This is a genomic window from Flexivirga lutea, assembly GCF_054778955.1.
Genome location: NZ_BAAGZB010000001.1, coordinates 353,889 through 370,371 on the forward strand (window position 1 = coordinate 353,889; position 16,483 = coordinate 370,371).

Consider the following 16,483-nt stretch of genomic DNA (forward strand, 5'->3'; position numbering starts at 1 on the left):
CCCGATCCGGAAGTGATGCCATGTCCGACCAGACGACCACCCAGACCCTCGACGTGCGGGGCATGCGCAAGCCCGACAAGCACCCGACGATCTTCGCCACGTTCCGCGACCTGGCGGTGGGCGAGGCCTTCGTGCTGGTCAACGACCACGACCCGAAGCACCTGCACGACGAGTTCGAGGCGGAGTGGCCGGGCGGCTACGACTGGGAGTACCTCAACCAGGAGATGCGCGACTGGCGGATCCGGATCACCCGCCGATCCAGCACGCCGACGCCGCGGGCGCTCGGCCGCGCGGACGAACTGGGCGGCACACCCGGAGCCGACGGTGCCGTATGGCGCCTCAGCGCGCGAGACCGCGACCTGGACGCCAGCGTGCTGGAGGTGGATGCCGGCGTCGCGCTGGAGCCGCACCGGGGGCCGGGTTGTGACGTGCTCGTGACGGTGCTGTCCGGCGCCGGCGTGCTGGTGACCGAGGTCGGCCAGTTGGGCCTGACCGCAGGCGAACTCGTGTACATCCCGGCTGGAGCGACCCGCGGCTTCACCGCGGGTGACGAAGGGCTGCGGGTGCTGCTGGTGCAGCAGCGCCGTCAGGAGTTGAAGCTCGGCCTGTGACGGGCACGCACCTCCGTGTCAGTCGGCGCAGACATGGGCCGTCAGTCGGCGCAGACATGGGCCGTCAGTCGGCGCAGACATGGGCCGTCAGTCGGCGCAGACATGGGCCGTCAGTCGGCGCAGACATGGGCCGTCAGTCGGCCGGTTCAGGCCGCCACCTGGATCGGCACCGCCCGACTGCGGATGACGAGCGCACCACGCCCGGGAGCGGCCCGGCCGGCCGGGCCGAGCTGGGCACCGAGGAGTTCGCCGTCGCGACGACCGGGTTGCAGGATGAGGCCGGTCTGCCGGCGGCGCAGCTCCGCCACCGCGCCGCGGAAGGCGTTGGCCAACGTGTCGGATCGTCCGCTGGCCCAGACGATCCCGCCGGCCCGGCGACCGTGCTGCAGGTAGTCGGTCAGCAGATCGTCGACGGGGGAGCCGATCAGTTCGTCGATGTCGTCGACCAGCACCGCCCCACCCGGGTGGGTGTTGAGCCACGCGGCGAAGTCCTCGGGTGCCGTGGCGTCGAGCTGGTCCACGTGTGCCGGCAACGGCGGTGCTGCCCCGTGGCCGGCGATCCAGCAGACCGCACGCTCGGTCAACTGGTGCGCGACGGTGCCGAGCGCGGTGCTGCGTCCGCTGCGGGGTGGGCCGGCGACGAGGGCGGCGAGCTCCCGGTGTCCGCCCAGTGGCACCCCGATCGGGGCGATGTCGCGGCCGCCGATGCCGAGCAGGACGCGGTCCGGCACGCGGGGGAGTTCGGCGCGGGCACACTGCTGCGGGATCGGCGCGAAGCGATGCACGTGTGGTGCGGTCATCTGCGCGCTGAGCCGTGAGATGTATGCGGCGACAACGGAACCCGTCTGATCAGTCGTCGGCGTGGCGACCTGCAGCTCGAGACCGTCGGGACAGATCACCGCCCGGCCCGGTGGCATCGACTCGGGGAGGTCGGTCTCCCGCATCCCGAGCAGCATCGCGTCGCCGGCGTCCGCGGGCCGGAGCATCAGCTTGCGTGGGAAGCTGCTGGCCACCCGGCCGGTCGCCAGGGCGCGGCCGCCGGTGGCGGCGGCATACAACCCGACGGCGGAGCCGTCCCGCAGCAGCTGCAGCACCTCGTCGGTGAGCCTGCCGAGGCTGGTCTCCTCACTGATCTCGGTCAGCGTCTCCCACCCGTCGATGAGCAGCAGGATCCGTGGCAAGCGGCCGCCGACCGCCAGGTGCTCGGCGAAGTCGTTGACCTGTTGCTCCGCGAATTCCTGCTGGCGGGAACGTATTTCATCAGTCAGCCATTGCACGAGCTGGTGCATGCGACCGGCATCGTCGCGGTCGATGACGGCACCGACCTGTGGCAGCGCGCGCAGCACACCGAGGCCCGACCCGGCATCGATCAGGTAGATCGCCACGCCGTCGCGTGGCCACTTGCGGGCGGCCTCGACGGCGAGAGTGCGCAGCAGACAGGTCCGCCCGCTGCGCGGACCGCCGACGACGGCCAGGTGGCCGTCCGTCGCCAGGTCCCAGGCGATCGGCCGCGTCGTCTGGTCCTGCGGAACGTCCAGCAGGCCGAAGGGGATGCCCTCCGCGCCCGCCGGCGCGCCGCCCACGGCCCGCGCTGGCGCGGTCAACTCGTCGACGACCACCGTCGCGGCCAACGGGGGCAACCAGGGTGACTGAGGCGTGGCCACCCCCAACTCGGCGCTCGCGTCGGTGAGCGCGCCGACCACCCGCTGCAGATCGGTGGGACCGGCGAACTCCATCGGCGGGGTGAGGGCGACCGGCGGGCCGCCGTGGGCCTGCGGGCGGGAGACCTCGATCCGGTCGCCGGCGTCGAGGCTGCAACCGCCGATGCGCGCGGTCTGGAAGGTGACGGGTCGGCCGCCGCCGGTGCGCACACTCGCCCGGCCGGGGAGCGCTGCGGGGATCTGTGCCGCATCGCCGCCGTCGATGACGTCCTGGGAGTCGGCGGTGTCGCGCACCCTCAACGCGATCCGCAGGTTGACGTTGGCCCGTATGTCGGCCGACACCACGCCGGCCGGCCGCTGCGTCGCCAACAGCAGATGTATGCCGAGGGAGCGGCCGACCGCCGCAAGGCGCACCAGGCCGCTGATGAAGTCCGGCAGCTCTTCGGCCAGCACCCGGAACTCGTCGATGACCAGGACCAGCCGCGGCAGTGGCGCAGCGTCCGGAATGCGTTGGTAATCCTCGATGTCCTTGGCTCCGGCAGCACGGAGTAGCCGCTCGCGGCGCCGTACCTCGGCGCCCAGCGACGTCAGCGCGCGGGCGGTCAGATGCGCATCCAGGTCGGTCACCAGGCCGACGGTGTGCGGCAGCCGGGCGCACTCCTGGAAGGCGGCGCCGCCCTTGTAGTCCACCAGCACGAAGACCAGTTCGTCCGGCCGGTTCGCGAGCGCGAGCGAGGTGACCAGGCTCTGCAGCAACTCGGACTTGCCCGCGCCGGTGGTGCCGGCGATGAGCCCGTGCGGGCCGTCGGTCGCCAGGTCGATGCGGAGCACTCCGTCCGCGGTGAGTCCGAGTGGTGCGACGGTCGACCGCGGTGACTCACGCCAGCGCCGCACGATGCTCACAGCATCCGAGGCATCGGTGCCGCCGGTGCGCCATACATCGAGCAGCGCGGCGCGTTCGGGCAACGACCCGGTCGTCGCGTCAGGGGTGGCGTCGCAGATGCCGGCCAGCCGGTCGGCCACCGCCCGGGTCAGTGAGGGGTGCGGTAGGTCCGGGCATCCGCGGGCATCGACCGCGCCGGACACGGTGACCCTCGTGTCGCTGCTGACCTCGACACACACATCGCATTCCGCAGGCAGGTCGGTGGGGTCCCCGATCGCGATGATCGCCACGCCCGCGCGGTCGGCGTCGTGCAGCAGCGCAGTGACCTCCGGCCGGTTGCACAGTGCTGCACAGTCGTCCAGAACGATGACGTGCGACACGGGCGGGTCGGTCCTCGCCGGACCGATCCGGGTGTCGTCCTGCGCGGGGAGCACTTCGGAAAGCATGCGGACACAGCCGTTTTCGTCGTTCTCCAGGTCGCTGAGGGCACTGTCCGCGTGCGGCGAGGCCGTCACGTGCGGCAGCGACGTCACCCACTGCCACCGGGCGCGCTGTGCTGCGGTGTCGCAGACGACAGTGACGCGCAGGAAGTGCGCCGAGTGCCAGGTCGCCAGCTGCAGGACCATCGCCTCGGCCATTCGGCGCCGGGCGGTGGCCGTGCCGGTGACTCCGACGATGCGTGACCCATGGAGTGACAGCGTGATCGGCGCGTCGGCGAGCCACAGCGTCTCGGTCCCGTCCCCGTCGCCGGTGACTCGCACCTTGCTCGGTAGGCGGCCGATGCCGATCCGGCAGTGCAGATAGTCGGCATGCGAGGGCGATCGACACCAGAGTCGGGCGTCGCGTGCCGTCGCGGAGCGCAGGGTGTCGCTGATCGGCGGTGCGATCCTGCGTCGGAGGGTCAGTTCGGCCTCGAGCGCTGCCTCCTTGTCCGACTCGAGACGGCGGCTCTTCTCGGCATACTCCGCCTGCTGGGTCTTGAGTCTGCTGGAGCCGCCCTGCCGTTCGGAGATGTGCTGGCCGATCATCATGACCGGTCCCAGCAGCGCGAACATCAGGAACATCGCGTTGTGCATCACTGCGACCATCACGACCGCGAGCAGCGCCGGCAGCACGATCACCGGCCACGGCAGTCGGTGCCGCTCGGGCCGGCCGGGCGCGGCGGGTCGTTCCAACTCGACTTCAGGGAATCGCAACGGATTTCGTGGTGCGCGTTGGAAGGGAACCCGGCATGACTCGTCGGTGTCGAGCGCGCCCTCGGCCGGCAGCGCGCGCTCGAGGGCGAACGTCGTGGACCCGGCCCGCAACCGCTGGCCGGCCCGCAACTCGAGGGGGTGCTCCGGCGTCAGCAGCCGGTCGTCGATGGTGCTTCCGTTGGTCGACCGCGCGTCGGAGACCATGGCCCGACCCTGATCCAGCCCCACCACCAGGTGGGTGCGCGAGAGATCGGGGTCGTGCAGCATCAGGGTGTTGTCGGCGGCGCGGCCGATGCGCTGCACCTGTATGCCGAGGGCGGTCCGCGCGCCGACCTGGGGACCTTCGGTGACCACCAGGTCCAGCAGATGCCGTGCTGCCGCCGCGGTCGGCCGGGGACAGAGCTGGACCCCGTTGAGCAGCGGATGCCGGCCCAGGGGTGTGTCGTCGGCGACGGCGAGGTTGCCGGCATACAACCGTTCGGGGACCTCGATTCCGCAGGCCCGGATGGCCTCGCGAGCGTCCGACCACGTGCTGTCCCCGGGAGCGCGCAGGCAGACGGAGACCGGCTCCGCGGCTGGGTCGGGTGCGCAGCCCACGAGGTGCAGGCGCAGGGAGCGTGTCGACGTACGCGAGGGTTCGGGAGGCGATGCGGCCATGGGCCGATTGTGGGCCGATGAACGATCCCTCTGCCGCTTGGAAGGCCGTGGCCTGTGGACAAGTCGCGGAGCAGCAGTGCCGGCCCGTTGTGGTCTGGCGGCTCAGGAGACCTGCGAGGTCGGCCCGAAGGTGCTCAGCCAGACGTTCACCGCGCCGAGCGCTCCGTTCGATCCCGGCAGCCAGCGGGCTTGTCGTCCGTCGGCGACGACCACGCTGCGTTCCCCGACGACCAACGGCGCGGCGCTGCCGACACGCAACGCGGTGCGCTCGCTGATGCCCACACCGACGGTGGCCGGTGCCGCCTTGGCACCGGTGTAGAGCCGGCCCCAGCGGTAACCCTCGGTCAGTTCCGGCTCGAAGCGGTAGCCGGGGACGATTCCCAGGCCCCTCGCGACGACCGGGTAGTCGGTGCGGAACTGCGCGATCGCGGCATTCTCGTCGAAGAGCTCCGGATCCGGGTTCGCCAGGTAACTGGTGCCCATCGCCGGTGTCATGGCGCCGTCGGTCAGCACCGCCGTGGTGGTCGTGGCGACCTTGACCGCCTGGGCGAACTGCTTGTCGCGCAAGGCATTCGGCACGAGCGACTGATCGCCGCCGACGAACACCACACCGGCCGCTCCCGCAACGGTGCCGGGGTTGACGCGGTCGGCGCCCTGGACCGCCGTCCGCACCGGACCGGACCATCCGGCGCCGCGCATGGCCGTCGAATACTTGGCCGCGGCGGCGCGCGCCGCCGCGGTGTCGGCGTAGCCCGCCGCGATCACGACGATCGGACCCTTCCTGGTGGCGGCGGAGACCAATGACCGCAACGCGTCCGAGGACGCCGTGTCGTTCTGTCCGCCGCCGAGCAGCAGGGTCCGCTTCGCGGACAGGGCCGGCAGAGCGGCCGGGCGTGGTGCCGCGACCGCAGTCCGGCCGATGGACGGCGTGCGGGAGGCGACGTCGTAGGTCATACCGGTGCCGGGCGCCATCAGGTGGGTGAGGACGTGGCGCACGGTCAGCGTCTGCCGCGGTCCGACCCACGCCGGCGCCGAGGCATGCTTCAGGTCGACGAAGGCCGAGGACGAGGCGCCGAACGGCCGGGACACCGTCGCGTCGTCGGTGATCGCCACCCCGGTGGCGTAGTCGACGCCGAGACCGAGCTTGCCCGCGCCGCCATACCGCCCGACGGACTCCGCGGTGTAGGCGAGCAGCCGGCCGAAGCGGCCGCGCTGGTAGAAGTGCTGGTCCAGGATGATGCGTTGCGAGCCGAAGGACAGGCCGCGCTCGTCACTGGACAGGTTGTCACCCCAGTAGATGAGGGCCTGGCCGCGTTCCATGGCGTTCTCCGGATAGCCGCTGTCGGCATACCCGGCGCCCATGCTGCGCGACTCGACGGCGTTGCCCGCGCTGGTGCCGCCGAAGACCACCCCGTGGCGGGCGGCATACTCCATCGAGCTCTCGGCGGGTGTGTTGGCCAGCACCTGCATCGCCAGGACCTGGTCACCGCCGAGCACGAAACTGCCGTCGGTGTCCGCGTCACGGAAGGCGTTGGAATTGCTGGGATTCGAGGCGTCAGAACGGTCCAGCAGCGTCAGCAGGGTGGCGCGGCAGCCGGCCGGAAAACGCGCCGCGTATGACGAGGCGGCGACGGCCGCGTCGCACTCGCTGTCGATCTGCTGGGCCCGCTGGCCGGCCAGTTCCAGGTTTGAGTCGCGGTCCTCGGGTGCATCGCCGTATGCCGAGGGCACGACCAGGATGTCGACGGTGGCGCCGGTGGCGTGGGCGGCGACTTCGAGTGCGAAGCCGCGCAGAGCCGGCGACTCGTAACCGCCGCCGATCGGCGACAGCACGAGGCCCGCGCCCGGGTCGGCCGCGTGTGCGGTGGGCGCAGCGCTGAGCGCAAGACCGCCGCAGCTGACGGCGAGCAGACTGGCGGTGAGACGGGAACGACGGGACATGGCGAGCCCTTCCGTGGGGTGTGCGAAGTCCTTCACCGTAGGCCGTCGACGGTCGAGGACGTGGCGATCGAGTGCGGTCGATGACACATCCCTGCCTGTGGATAACCGCCACGGCGGTGCCGATCAGGGCATGCTCGAAGGGAGTGATCGGTGGGGCCGCTGGTGCGCAGTGCCATCCCTGTGTCCGACGACCGGTCGTCAAGGTATGGCGTTGTTAAAGGATTCGGTGGATGACGCCACCACCGCCCGGTTCATGTGTTGTATGACCACGTTCACTGCGGACGTGGACGCAAGTTTCAGGGGAAGGTGTCCGATGGACGGCGCAGACGTCATCGAGGACGAGATCCGTGAGCTGATCCGGCGGCAACGACTCGATCCGGCGCACGACCAGCAAGTCCTGCACGGACTGGTCCGCGACGCCGTGCAGGATTACGAGGAGCGCAGCCTGCACGGTGGCCTCGTCCCGTTGGGCGACCGCGAGAAGGCGACCCAGCGTGTCCTGGACGCCGTGCTTGGATTCGGTCCGTTGCAGCCCTACCTCGATGATCCGACGATCGAGGAGATCTGGATCAACGAACCCGAGCGTGTCTTCGTCGCCCGTCACGGCGTCGCCGAACTCACCCCGACGATCCTGACGTCCGAGCAGGTGCGCACGTTGGTCGAGCGCATGCTCAAGCCCAGCGGGCGCCGCATCGACCTGTCCTCTCCCTTCGTCGACGCAACGCTGCCGGACGGCAGCCGGTTGCACGTCGCGATCCCCGACATCACGCGCAGCCACTGGCTGATCAACATCCGCAAATTCGTGGCGCGCGCCCGTCAATTGGACGATCTGGTGCGCCTCGGCACCATCACCGCCCCGGCGGCGCGCTTCCTCGGCGCGGCCGTCGCCTCAGGTCTCAACATCCTTGTCAGTGGGGGAACCCAGGCGGGTAAGACCACCACGTTGAACTGCTTGGCCAGTGCCATTCCGTCGATGGAACGGGTGGTGTCGTGCGAGGAGGTCTTCGAGCTGCAGCTCAGCCTGCGCGACTGGGCGGCGTTGCAGTGCCGCCAACCGAGCCTCGAGGGCACGGGGGAGATCCCGTTGCGTCGGTTGGTCAAGGAGGCCCTGCGCATGCGCCCGTCACGGATCGTGGTCGGCGAGGTGCGCCAGGAGGAGAGCCTGGACCTGCTCATCGCGCTCAACTCAGGACTGCCCGGTATGGCGACGCTGCACGCGAACTCGGCCCGCGAAGCCATCGTCAAGATGTGCACGCTGCCGCTGCTGGCGGGCCCCAACGTCAGCTCGACCTTCGTGGTGCCGACCGTGGCCGCATCCATCGACCTGGTCGTCCAGATCGCGCTGGACCGCGACGGGACCCGCCGAGTCCGAGAGATCGTCGCTGTGCCGGGACGGGTCGAGGGCGATGTCGTCGAACTCGCCGACATCTTCGTGCAGCGCGACGGACGACTGGTGCGAGGGAGTGGATTCCCCACGCACGAGGAGCAATTCGAGCGCGCCGGCTACAAGGTCGCCGAGCTGCTGGCGGAGCGATGAACACCATCCTTCCGCTGATGTTCGGCGCCGGGCTGCTGTGCATCTGGTGGTCGTTCTGGCCCCGCGAGGCCACACCGAAGGTGCGGTCACGAGCCACCCTGCGGGAGCAACTGAACGACGAGGTGGTGCAGTCCGGGCTGAGCGGCCTCACCCTGGCGCGACTGTCATGGATGTCCGGCTGCCTCGGTGTCGTCGTGCTGCTGATCGTGATGGCCGCAACCGCCGTCCCGGCGATCGCAGTCGCGTTCGGGGCCATCGCGGCATACGGTCCGATCGCCTTCGTCCGTGGCAAGGCCCGACGCCGGCGCAGCCAACTGCGTGACCTGTGGCCGGACGTCGTCGATCACATCGCGTCGGCGGTGCGGGCCGGTCTCGCCCTGCCGGAATCCTTGTCCCAGCTGGCGATTCGTGGCCCGGAGGAGTTGCGTCCGGCGTTCGCCGAGTTCGCGCACGACTACCGCGCCACCGGGCGCTTCCACGAGTGCCTGGACGCGTTGAAGGCACGCTTGAGTGACCCGGTCGCGGATCGTCTGGTCGAGTCGTTGCGCATCGCTCGGGAAGTGGGCGGCACGGACCTCGGGAAGCTGCTGCGCACGTTGTCCGCGTTCCTGCGCGACGATGCGCGCACCCGCGCCGAGCTCGAAGCGCGGCAGTCATGGACTGTCAACGCGGCACGGCTCGCCGTCGCTGCACCGTGGATCGTGCTGGCGATGCTGGCGACTCGCGGGAACTCGCTGGCGGCATACCGCGAGCCGGGCGGGGTGCTCGTGCTCGTCATCGGCACTGCAGTGACGTTCGTGGCGTACCGGGTGATGCGCCGCATCGGTCGGCTCCCGGTCGAAGCGCGGGTGTTGCGATGATCGCGACCTACACGTGGTTCGGCGCCCTCCTCGGCCTGGTGGCGGGCGTCGGCATCGTGCTGCTGTATGCCGGGCTGCCGATGCATCGCAAGCCCGACCTCAACTCCCGGATCGCGCCCTACGTTCGGGACACCCCGATGCCGTCGCGGCTGCTGTCCGCACCGACCGACCGGCTGGATGTCAACCATGTTCTGGCACCGCTGCTGCGTCGGGTCGGCCAGCTCGTCGACCAGGTCCTCGGAGGCGCGACCTCGGTTCGCACCCGGCTCGAGCGTGCCGGACAGCCGTCGGACCTCGAAGGCTTCCGTGCACAGCAAGCGCTCTGGGGCATCGTGGCCATGGTCGTGGGTGGGTGCTACGTCTCGTTGACATTCGTCGGCGGCGACGGATCGCCGGTGAAGGCGATCCTCGTCCTGCTGATCGCGTTCGCGGCCGGAGTCGTCCTGCGTGACCAGATGCTGTCCCGGGCCGCCGAGCGCCGCGAGCAGCAGATCCTGGCCGAATTCCCGGCTGTCGCCGAGATGCTGGCGCTCGCCGTGACCGCCGGTGAGGGTGCCGCGGCCGCCCTGGAGCGGGTTGCCAACCTCTCGACCGGCGAACTGTCCGGTGAACTGGCCCGGTGTCTGGTCGACGCGCGCTCGGGCTCGTCACTGCCGGAGGCACTGCAGGGCCTAGCCGATCGCACCGGCATACCCAGCCTCGCCCGGTTCGTCGACGGAGTCGTCATCGCTGTCGAGCGTGGCACCCCACTCGCCGACGTGATGCGGGCGCAGGCGCAGGACGCCCGCGACTCCAGCAAGCAACAACTGATCGAGCTCGGTGGCCGTCGCGAACTCATGATGATGGTCCCGGTCGTCTTCCTCGTCCTGCCGGTCACCGTCCTGTTCGCCATTTTCCCCGGCCTCGGCGTGCTCAACATGTCCATTTGACCCGTCACAGAACACGATTCACCCCCAGGAGGAAACATGACCGTCATCGCGAAGATGCAGTCACGGACCATACGTGCGGCACATGCGCTGCACGAACGCATCGGCGACGCCGCTGAACGCGAACGCGGTGACGTCCCGGGCTGGGTGCTCATCACCATCATGACCGCCGGCCTGGTCACCGTGCTCTGGGCGACGGCGCAGGACGCACTCACCACGCTGTTCAGCAGCGCCGTCAACGGCGTCACCGGGAAGAAGTAGGTCGTGCGGGCCACCCGCCCGCGCGTCGCGCACCGTCTCCGGCAAGGCACCGAGAGCGGTTCGGCCACAGCAGAGTTCGCGCTCGTCGGCGCCCTCGTGGTGCTGTTCTTCCTGGCTGCGTTCCAGGTTGGTTTCTCGCTCTATGTGCGCAACACGCTGATCGAGAACGCCACGGAGGGTGCGCGCCTGGGAGCGCGCGCCGACGCGACGCCGGCGATGGGCGCACAACGCGCCGCCGAACTGATCCGGGCAAGTCTGGCCGACCGGTATGCCGACAACGTCACCGCCGCGACGGTGACCGAGGGCGGCGCGCAAGTGGTGAAGGTGACCGTGCGCGCGCCCCTGCCGATCGTCGGCCCCTTCGGACCGTCGCAGTCGCTGACCGTCTCCGGCCGCGCATATGCCGAGGCACAGCGATGAGGATGCCGGCATACCGGCCACCGGCAGGGCACTGGCCGCGATCGGGACTGCGGGACACGGCGCTCGCGCGCCGTCTCCGATGCCGGCTGGTCGGCGGGGACGAGCGGGGGAGCGCCCTGATCGAGTTCATCGTCGTCGGGTTGCTGCTGACGCTGCCGGTGTTCTACCTGGTGATCACCCTGGCCCGGCTCCAGGCCGGCACGTATGCCGTCGCGGCCGCCGCCCGCGAGTCGTCCCGGATGTTCGTGACGGCCGACAGCGACGCGGCCGGCGCCCGGCGGTCGGAGGCCGCCGCGGCGATGTCCTTCGCGGATCAGGGATTCACCGGCGAGGGATCGGTGCGCATGCGGTGCAGCAGGCAGCCGTGCCTCAGCCCGGACTCCGTCATCGAAGGAGTGGCCGACCTGGACGTCGACTTGCCGTTGATCCCGGACTTCCTGCGCGGCGTGGTGCCCTCGAGCATCCACGTGCATTCCCGGCACGCCGAGGTCGTGGACCACTACCGCCACTACGGGGCACGATGAGATGGCCCGCGGCCCTGCGGGACAGGGCGCCCAGGCGTGCGGACGAGGGTGGCCGGGTCGTGCTGCTGATCGCAGGCCTCTTCGGCATCCTGGCGATGCTCATCGTGGGCGGGGTGGACGTCACCGCCATACAACTGGCGCGGATGCAGGTGATGGACGCTACCGATGCCGCTGCCGCCGACGCGGCGGATGCCGCCGACCAGGCCAGCCTCTACAAGGGCGGACTCGGCTCGCAGCTCACCCTGTCGGACCGTTCGGTGCAGCAGACGGCGGCCAGCACACTGACGCGGCAGGACCGGCCGGCCCATGTCACCGACTGGCGGGTCACCGACGGGACGGGGGCGCAGAATGCCCGTACCGCGGTGGTGCGTGTTTCCGCCGTGGTGCATCCGCCGCTGCTCGGTGGTGTGGTTTCGGGCATGTTCGGCGACGTGCACATCACCGTGCAGTCCCGTGCCAGGGCGCACGTCGACTGAAGATGATCAGAGCGGTGTGAGGTGAGGCCTCGAGGAAGCCCGTGCCCGGCGCCGTGCCGCTGCACGCGACCGAGCCGGATCGCCCGTGGCGGCCGGTGGCGCCGCCGCGCCGTCGGCATACCGGACCTCACGCCGTACGCTGTGACGTTGTGGCTACCGATTTTCCTGTCGAGATCAAGGCATTGCGGACGACCATGGACACCGTCCGTGGGGTGACCGACCTCGACGCCCTGCGCACCCAGATCGCCGATCTGGAGCAGCAGTCCGCCGCGCCCGACCTGTGGGACGACCCCGAGCACGCCCAGCAGGTCACCAGCAGCCTGTCCCGGGCGAACGCCGAGTTGGAGCGCGTGGAGACGATGGACCAGCGCATCGACGACCTCGAGGTGCTGGTCGAGATGGCGCAGGAGGAGAACGACGCCGACACCCTCGCCGAGGCGGACAAGGAGCTGACCGACCTGCGCAAGGCCGTCGGTGAGCTGGAGGTCCGCACCCTGCTCAACGGCGAATACGACCAGCGCGAGGCCGTGGTCACCATCCGCGCCGGCGCCGGCGGCGTGGACGCCGCCGACTTCGCCGAGATGTTGATGCGCATGTACCTGCGCTGGGCCGAGCGCCACGGCTACCCCACCAAGGTCATGGACACCTCGTATGCCGAGGAGGCAGGCCTCAAGTCGGCGACCTTCGAGGTCAACGTCCCCTACGCCTACGGCAACCTCTCGGTCGAGGCGGGCACCCACCGGCTGGTTCGCATCAGCCCCTTCGACAACCAGGGCCGCCGCCAGACGTCGTTCGCAGCCGTCGAGGTGGTGCCGCTCATCGAGCAGACCGACTCCATCGAGATCCCGGAGAACGAGCTCAAGATCGACGTCTTCCGCTCCTCGGGCCCCGGCGGACAGAGCGTCAACACCACCGACTCGGCGGTCCGGATGACGCACATCCCGACCGGCACCGTCGTGTCGATGCAGAACGAGAAGTCGCAGATCCAGAACCGTGCCGCCGCCCTGCGTGTCATGCAGTCCCGGCTGCTGCTGATCCGTCGCGAGCAGGAGGCCGCGGAGAAGAAGGAGCTCGCCGGCGACATCAAGGCCAGCTGGGGCGACCAAATGCGGTCCTACGTGCTCCACCCCTACCAGATGGTCAAGGACCTGCGCACCGAGCACGAGGTCGGCAAGACGGATGCGGTCTTCGACGGCGACATCGACGACTTCATGGAGGCCGGCATCCGCTGGAAGCGCAGCCAGGAGAAATCCGCCGCCGAGTGAGTCGGACCGGTCCGATACCGGCGACCGTTGCCGGTTGTGCACAAGCCTGAGATCTCTGAGCACTGCTGAGGAATTTGTGACTCCCGGGCGCGCCTGACCGATCCCGCGCGGGTGGCGGCATACGGTGTTGCGGCCAGTGAACTGCCCCTGCGAAAAGGCTTCCCCTCTCAGATGATTCGATTCGAACACGTCACCAAGCGGTATGCCGCGGGCAGTTCCGCAGCGCTCGACGACGTGAGCCTCGACATCGACCGGGGCGAGTTCGTCTTCGTGGTCGGCTCGTCGGGGTCCGGCAAGTCCACCATGATGCGGCTGGTGACCCGCGAGATCACGCCGAGCGCGGGCTCCATCCTGGTCGCCGGGCGCGATCTGGTGCCCATGCCGGACCGCAAGGTCCCCACGCTGCGTCGCGACATCGGCGTGGTCTTCCAGGACTTCCGGTTGCTGGAGGGCAAGACGGTCTACCAGAACGTCGCCTTCGTGCTGCGGGTGCTGGGCAGCAAACGCCACCAGATCAAGCAGCTGGTGCCGGAGACTCTCGACCTCGTCGGCCTGGACGGTATGGCGGGCCGGCTGCCCCACGAGCTGTCCGGTGGCGAGCAGCAGCGGGTGGCGATCGCCCGCGCGGTGGTCAAGAAGCCACCGATCCTGCTGGCCGACGAACCGACCGGCAACCTCGACCCCGAGACGAGCGCGGAGATCGTGAAGGTCCTGGACCGCATCAACAAGACCGACACCACCGTCGTGATGGCCACGCACGACCAGGGCATCGTCGACGTCTTCCAGAAGCGGGTGATCGAGCTGAAGGACGGCGTGCTGGTCCGCGACGAGGAGCGTGGCGGTTACGCCGCGGACCAGACCCGGATGCGCGAGCTGGAGGCCGAACGCGCGGCCCGGGCCCTGCAGCGGGACGAGGACTGATCCGATGCGGCTGACATTCCTGCTCGGCGAGGTCGGCAACGGCATCCGCCGCAACGCCTCGATGATCGTCTCGGTCGTGCTCGTGTCGATGGTCTCGTTGTTCTTCCTCGGCGCGGGGTTGCTCGCGCAGCGAGAGGTCAGCGTGGCCAAGGGCTTCTGGTACGACAAGGTCCAGGTCTCCATCTTCTTCTGCACCCCGCAGTCGACCCAGGCCGAGTCGTGCGCCGACGGTGCCGCGACCCAGGCGCAGAAGGACCAGGTCAAGAGCCAGCTGGACGGCATGAAACCGCTGGTGGAGCACGTCTACTACGAGAGCGAGCAGCAGGCCTACGACCGCTTCAAGAAGCAGTTCCGCAACAGCCCCTATCTGTCGGACATCAGCGCCGACGCAATGCCCTCGTCATACCGGGTCAAACTGTCCAACCCGGACAAGTACAACGAGATCGTCGCCTCCTTCGAGGGCCAGCCCGGTGTCGAGGCGGTCAGTGACCAGAGCAGCGTCTTGAGCACCTTCTTCAAGCTGCTGCACGTGATCAGCGTCGGCGCGGTCGCGCTCGCGGTCGTCATGGTGATCTGCGCGATCCTGTTGATCACCACCACGATCCGTCAAGTCGCGTTCACACGCAGACGGCAGGTCAGCATCATGCGGCTGGTGGGTGCGTCCTCGACCGTCATCTACCTGCCGTTCGTCCTGGAAATCCTGCTGGCGACGCTGGTCGGCGCCGCCTTCGCGGTCGGGCTGCTCTGGGCCCTGGTGCATTACGGCGTCGAGGGCCTGTTCAACAGCAGCGGATCATCAACCGGCAATCTGGTCAGCATGATCGGCACCGGGGACGTCTGGGACTTCGCGCCCTGGCTGTGCGCCGGCGCCATCGTGATCGCCCTGGCCACGGCGTGGATCACCTTGCGTCGTTATCTGAGGGTTTGAGGAGCCACGTATGTCGTCCACCCACCGCAGCCCACTGTCCCGCGGCCGGCTGATCGCCGGGGCCTGTGCCGTCGCCGTCATGGCGACCGTCATCGCCGCTCCGGCATCGGCCGACGTCGACGACCAGAAGCGCAAGTCCGACAGCAAGGTCGCCGCCGCCCAGCAGAACCTGGACGACACGTCCGCCGCGCTGGTCAAGGTGAACAAGCAACTGGTCGAGACCAACAAGAAGGTCGCCTCGGCCCAGCACAAGCTCACCGCGGCCAACACCGCGCTCACCAAGGCCAACAACCACCTGCGCGACATGCGCTCGGAGCTGGCGATCGCCAAGGCGGACGAGAGCAAGAACGAGAACGCCCTGCAGACCAACAAGGCCGCGCAGGCCAAGTCGAAGGTGCTGGTCGGCGGGATCGCCCGGCAGAGCTACATGTCCGGCGGCCTGGGCAATCTGCAGCTGACGCTGAACATCCTTACCAGCCACGGCGACGTGACCACCAAGTTGTCCGTCGCCGACATGGTGATGCGGCAGCAGGGTGGCGTGCTGAGCACGCTGGCCAGCGAGCAGGCCAAGGGCACCGCCGCCGGTGACCGGCTCAGCGCCGCACGAAGGCGGATCGCCACCTTGACCGTCAAAGCGACCAATGCGCAGACCTCGGCGCAGAAGGCGCAGCAGTCGGCGACCAGCGCGCGCAACGCCGTCGTCTCCCTGCAGAAGACGCAGACCAAGCAACGCAATGCCCTCGCCGCGCAGAAGAAGACCGAATTGGCCAACCTGAAGAAGCAGAAGCAGGAGTCCGCGCGGTTGGCGGAGATCATCCGCCAGCGCAACATCGCCGCCGCGAAGGCGGCCAAGCGCAAGCGCGAGACGGCGACCCGCGTGGCCACGCCGCCGGTGGCACGCTCGTCCGGAGGCGGCGTCCTGGCGGCGCCGGGCGCGATCGGCTCCATCGTCTCCGGCTTCGGTATGCGGGTGAATCCGGTGCTGCACATCAGCATGCTGCACGCCGGTGACGACTTCCCCTACCCGTGCGGCACCCCGGTGCACGCGGCCCGGGGCGGCACCGTGGCCAGCACCGGCTGGGACAGTGCCGGCGGCAACTTCGTGCTGATCGACCACGGGTACATCGGCGGCGCCAACATCGCCAGCTACTACGCGCACTTCGAGCGGGCCGCGGTCGTGCACACCGGCCAGCACGTCAGCAAGGGACAACTGATCGGTTACTCCGGCACGACCGGGCGCTCCACCGGCTGTCACATGCACTTCGGCGTGATGGCGAACGGTCGGTGGGTCAACCCGATCCCGTACATCTCCTAGCCGACGTTTTGTCGATCCGACGGGTTGCGCCGACCCGGGAGTATGCCGATCGCGCGTCATACGCCGCGATGGGCATAGTCGGGACGCTGCGATGAGCCGGG

At 69.5% G+C, this 16,483-nt stretch carries 14 protein-coding genes; 12 read left to right on the plus strand and 2 right to left on the minus strand.

The window, feature by feature from the left end:
- Window positions 1-20 precede the first annotated feature (20 nt).
- Window positions 21-611 (plus strand): DUF2249 domain-containing protein, encoded by a 591-nt coding sequence (locus ACYVBN_RS01795; protein WP_460599040.1) that lies wholly within the window; start codon window positions 21-23, stop codon window positions 609-611.
- Between the two features lie 146 nt (window positions 612-757).
- Here ACYVBN_RS01795 and ACYVBN_RS01800 read toward each other — a convergent pair whose 3' ends face one another.
- Both ACYVBN_RS01800 and ACYVBN_RS01805 read right to left on the minus strand, forming a co-directional pair.
- Window positions 758-5,008: an FtsK/SpoIIIE domain-containing protein gene (locus ACYVBN_RS01800; RefSeq protein ID WP_460599041.1), complete on the minus strand. Its 4,251-nt coding sequence runs from the start codon at window positions 5,006-5,008 to the stop codon at window positions 758-760.
- A 102-nt stretch (window positions 5,009-5,110) separates the two neighbouring features.
- Window positions 5,111-6,949: a hypothetical protein gene (locus ACYVBN_RS01805; protein WP_460599042.1), complete on the minus strand. Its 1,839-nt coding sequence runs from the start codon at window positions 6,947-6,949 to the stop codon at window positions 5,111-5,113.
- 313 nt (window positions 6,950-7,262) lie between these two features.
- Between ACYVBN_RS01805 and ACYVBN_RS01810 the strand changes: the two genes are divergently transcribed.
- The 11 genes from ACYVBN_RS01810 (at window position 7,263) to ACYVBN_RS01860 (ending at window position 16,382) form a co-directional block, all read left to right on the plus strand.
- Window positions 7,263-8,486: a CpaF family protein gene (locus tag ACYVBN_RS01810; RefSeq protein ID WP_460599043.1), complete on the plus strand. Its 1,224-nt coding sequence runs from the start codon at window positions 7,263-7,265 to the stop codon at window positions 8,484-8,486.
- Complete coding sequence (locus tag ACYVBN_RS01815) at window positions 8,483-9,346, plus strand: type II secretion system F family protein (RefSeq protein ID WP_460599044.1); 864 nt, start codon at window positions 8,483-8,485, stop codon at window positions 9,344-9,346. The genes ACYVBN_RS01810 and ACYVBN_RS01815 overlap by 4 nt, the downstream gene beginning before the upstream one ends.
- Window positions 9,343-10,275, plus strand: a complete 933-nt coding sequence (locus ACYVBN_RS01820) for a type II secretion system F family protein (protein WP_460599045.1) — start codon at window positions 9,343-9,345, stop codon at window positions 10,273-10,275. Before ACYVBN_RS01815 ends, ACYVBN_RS01820 begins: the two co-directional genes overlap by 4 nt.
- 36 nt (window positions 10,276-10,311) lie before the next feature.
- Window positions 10,312-10,533, plus strand: coding sequence for a hypothetical protein (locus tag ACYVBN_RS01825; protein ID WP_440282287.1), 222 nt, complete (start codon window positions 10,312-10,314; stop codon window positions 10,531-10,533).
- Between the two features lie 3 nt (window positions 10,534-10,536).
- Window positions 10,537-10,953 (plus strand): TadE/TadG family type IV pilus assembly protein, encoded by a 417-nt coding sequence (locus tag ACYVBN_RS01830; protein WP_460599046.1) that lies wholly within the window; start codon window positions 10,537-10,539, stop codon window positions 10,951-10,953.
- A complete protein-coding gene (locus ACYVBN_RS01835) occupies window positions 10,950-11,477 on the plus strand; it encodes a pilus assembly protein (protein WP_460599047.1) in 528 nt (175 codons plus the stop codon). The genes ACYVBN_RS01830 and ACYVBN_RS01835 overlap by 4 nt, the downstream gene beginning before the upstream one ends.
- Before the next feature lie 59 nt (window positions 11,478-11,536).
- Window positions 11,537-11,953 (plus strand): pilus assembly protein TadG-related protein, encoded by a 417-nt coding sequence (locus ACYVBN_RS01840; protein WP_460599048.1) that lies wholly within the window; start codon window positions 11,537-11,539, stop codon window positions 11,951-11,953.
- A 149-nt stretch (window positions 11,954-12,102) separates the two neighbouring features.
- Window positions 12,103-13,218, plus strand: a complete 1,116-nt coding sequence (gene prfB, locus ACYVBN_RS01845) for a peptide chain release factor 2 (RefSeq protein WP_440282291.1) — start codon at window positions 12,103-12,105, stop codon at window positions 13,216-13,218.
- A 171-nt stretch (window positions 13,219-13,389) separates the two neighbouring features.
- The gene (gene ftsE, locus ACYVBN_RS01850; RefSeq protein WP_460599049.1) at window positions 13,390-14,139 is read left to right on the plus strand and encodes a cell division ATP-binding protein FtsE; all 750 of its coding nucleotides are present in this window, start codon (window positions 13,390-13,392) and stop codon (window positions 14,137-14,139) included.
- Between the two features lie 4 nt (window positions 14,140-14,143).
- Complete coding sequence (gene ftsX, locus ACYVBN_RS01855) at window positions 14,144-15,067, plus strand: permease-like cell division protein FtsX (protein WP_460599050.1); 924 nt, start codon at window positions 14,144-14,146, stop codon at window positions 15,065-15,067.
- Between the two features lie 10 nt (window positions 15,068-15,077).
- Entirely contained in the window at window positions 15,078-16,382 is a 1,305-nt protein-coding gene (locus ACYVBN_RS01860; RefSeq protein WP_440282294.1) for a peptidoglycan DD-metalloendopeptidase family protein, read from the plus strand.
- Window positions 16,383-16,483: the final 101 nt, after the last annotated feature.

Coding starts and splice junctions, on each gene's coding strand:
- ACYVBN_RS01820 (WP_460599045.1), top strand. CDS start 9,343: ATGATCGCGACCTACACGTGGTTCGGCGCCCTCCTCGGCCTGGTGGCG.
- ftsE (WP_460599049.1), top strand. CDS start 13,390: ATGATTCGATTCGAACACGTCACCAAGCGGTATGCCGCGGGCAGTTCC.
- ACYVBN_RS01795 (WP_460599040.1), top strand. CDS start 21: ATGTCCGACCAGACGACCACCCAGACCCTCGACGTGCGGGGCATGCGC.
- ACYVBN_RS01815 (WP_460599044.1), top strand. CDS start 8,483: ATGAACACCATCCTTCCGCTGATGTTCGGCGCCGGGCTGCTGTGCATC.
- ACYVBN_RS01835 (WP_460599047.1), top strand. CDS start 10,950: ATGAGGATGCCGGCATACCGGCCACCGGCAGGGCACTGGCCGCGATCG.
- ACYVBN_RS01860 (WP_440282294.1), top strand. CDS start 15,078: ATGTCGTCCACCCACCGCAGCCCACTGTCCCGCGGCCGGCTGATCGCC.
- ftsX (WP_460599050.1), top strand. CDS start 14,144: ATGCGGCTGACATTCCTGCTCGGCGAGGTCGGCAACGGCATCCGCCGC.
- ACYVBN_RS01800 (WP_460599041.1), bottom strand. CDS start 5,008: ATGGCCGCATCGCCTCCCGAACCCTCGCGTACGTCGACACGCTCCCTG.
- ACYVBN_RS01805 (WP_460599042.1), bottom strand. CDS start 6,949: ATGTCCCGTCGTTCCCGTCTCACCGCCAGTCTGCTCGCCGTCAGCTGC.
- ACYVBN_RS01810 (WP_460599043.1), top strand. CDS start 7,263: ATGGACGGCGCAGACGTCATCGAGGACGAGATCCGTGAGCTGATCCGG.
- ACYVBN_RS01825 (WP_440282287.1), top strand. CDS start 10,312: ATGACCGTCATCGCGAAGATGCAGTCACGGACCATACGTGCGGCACAT.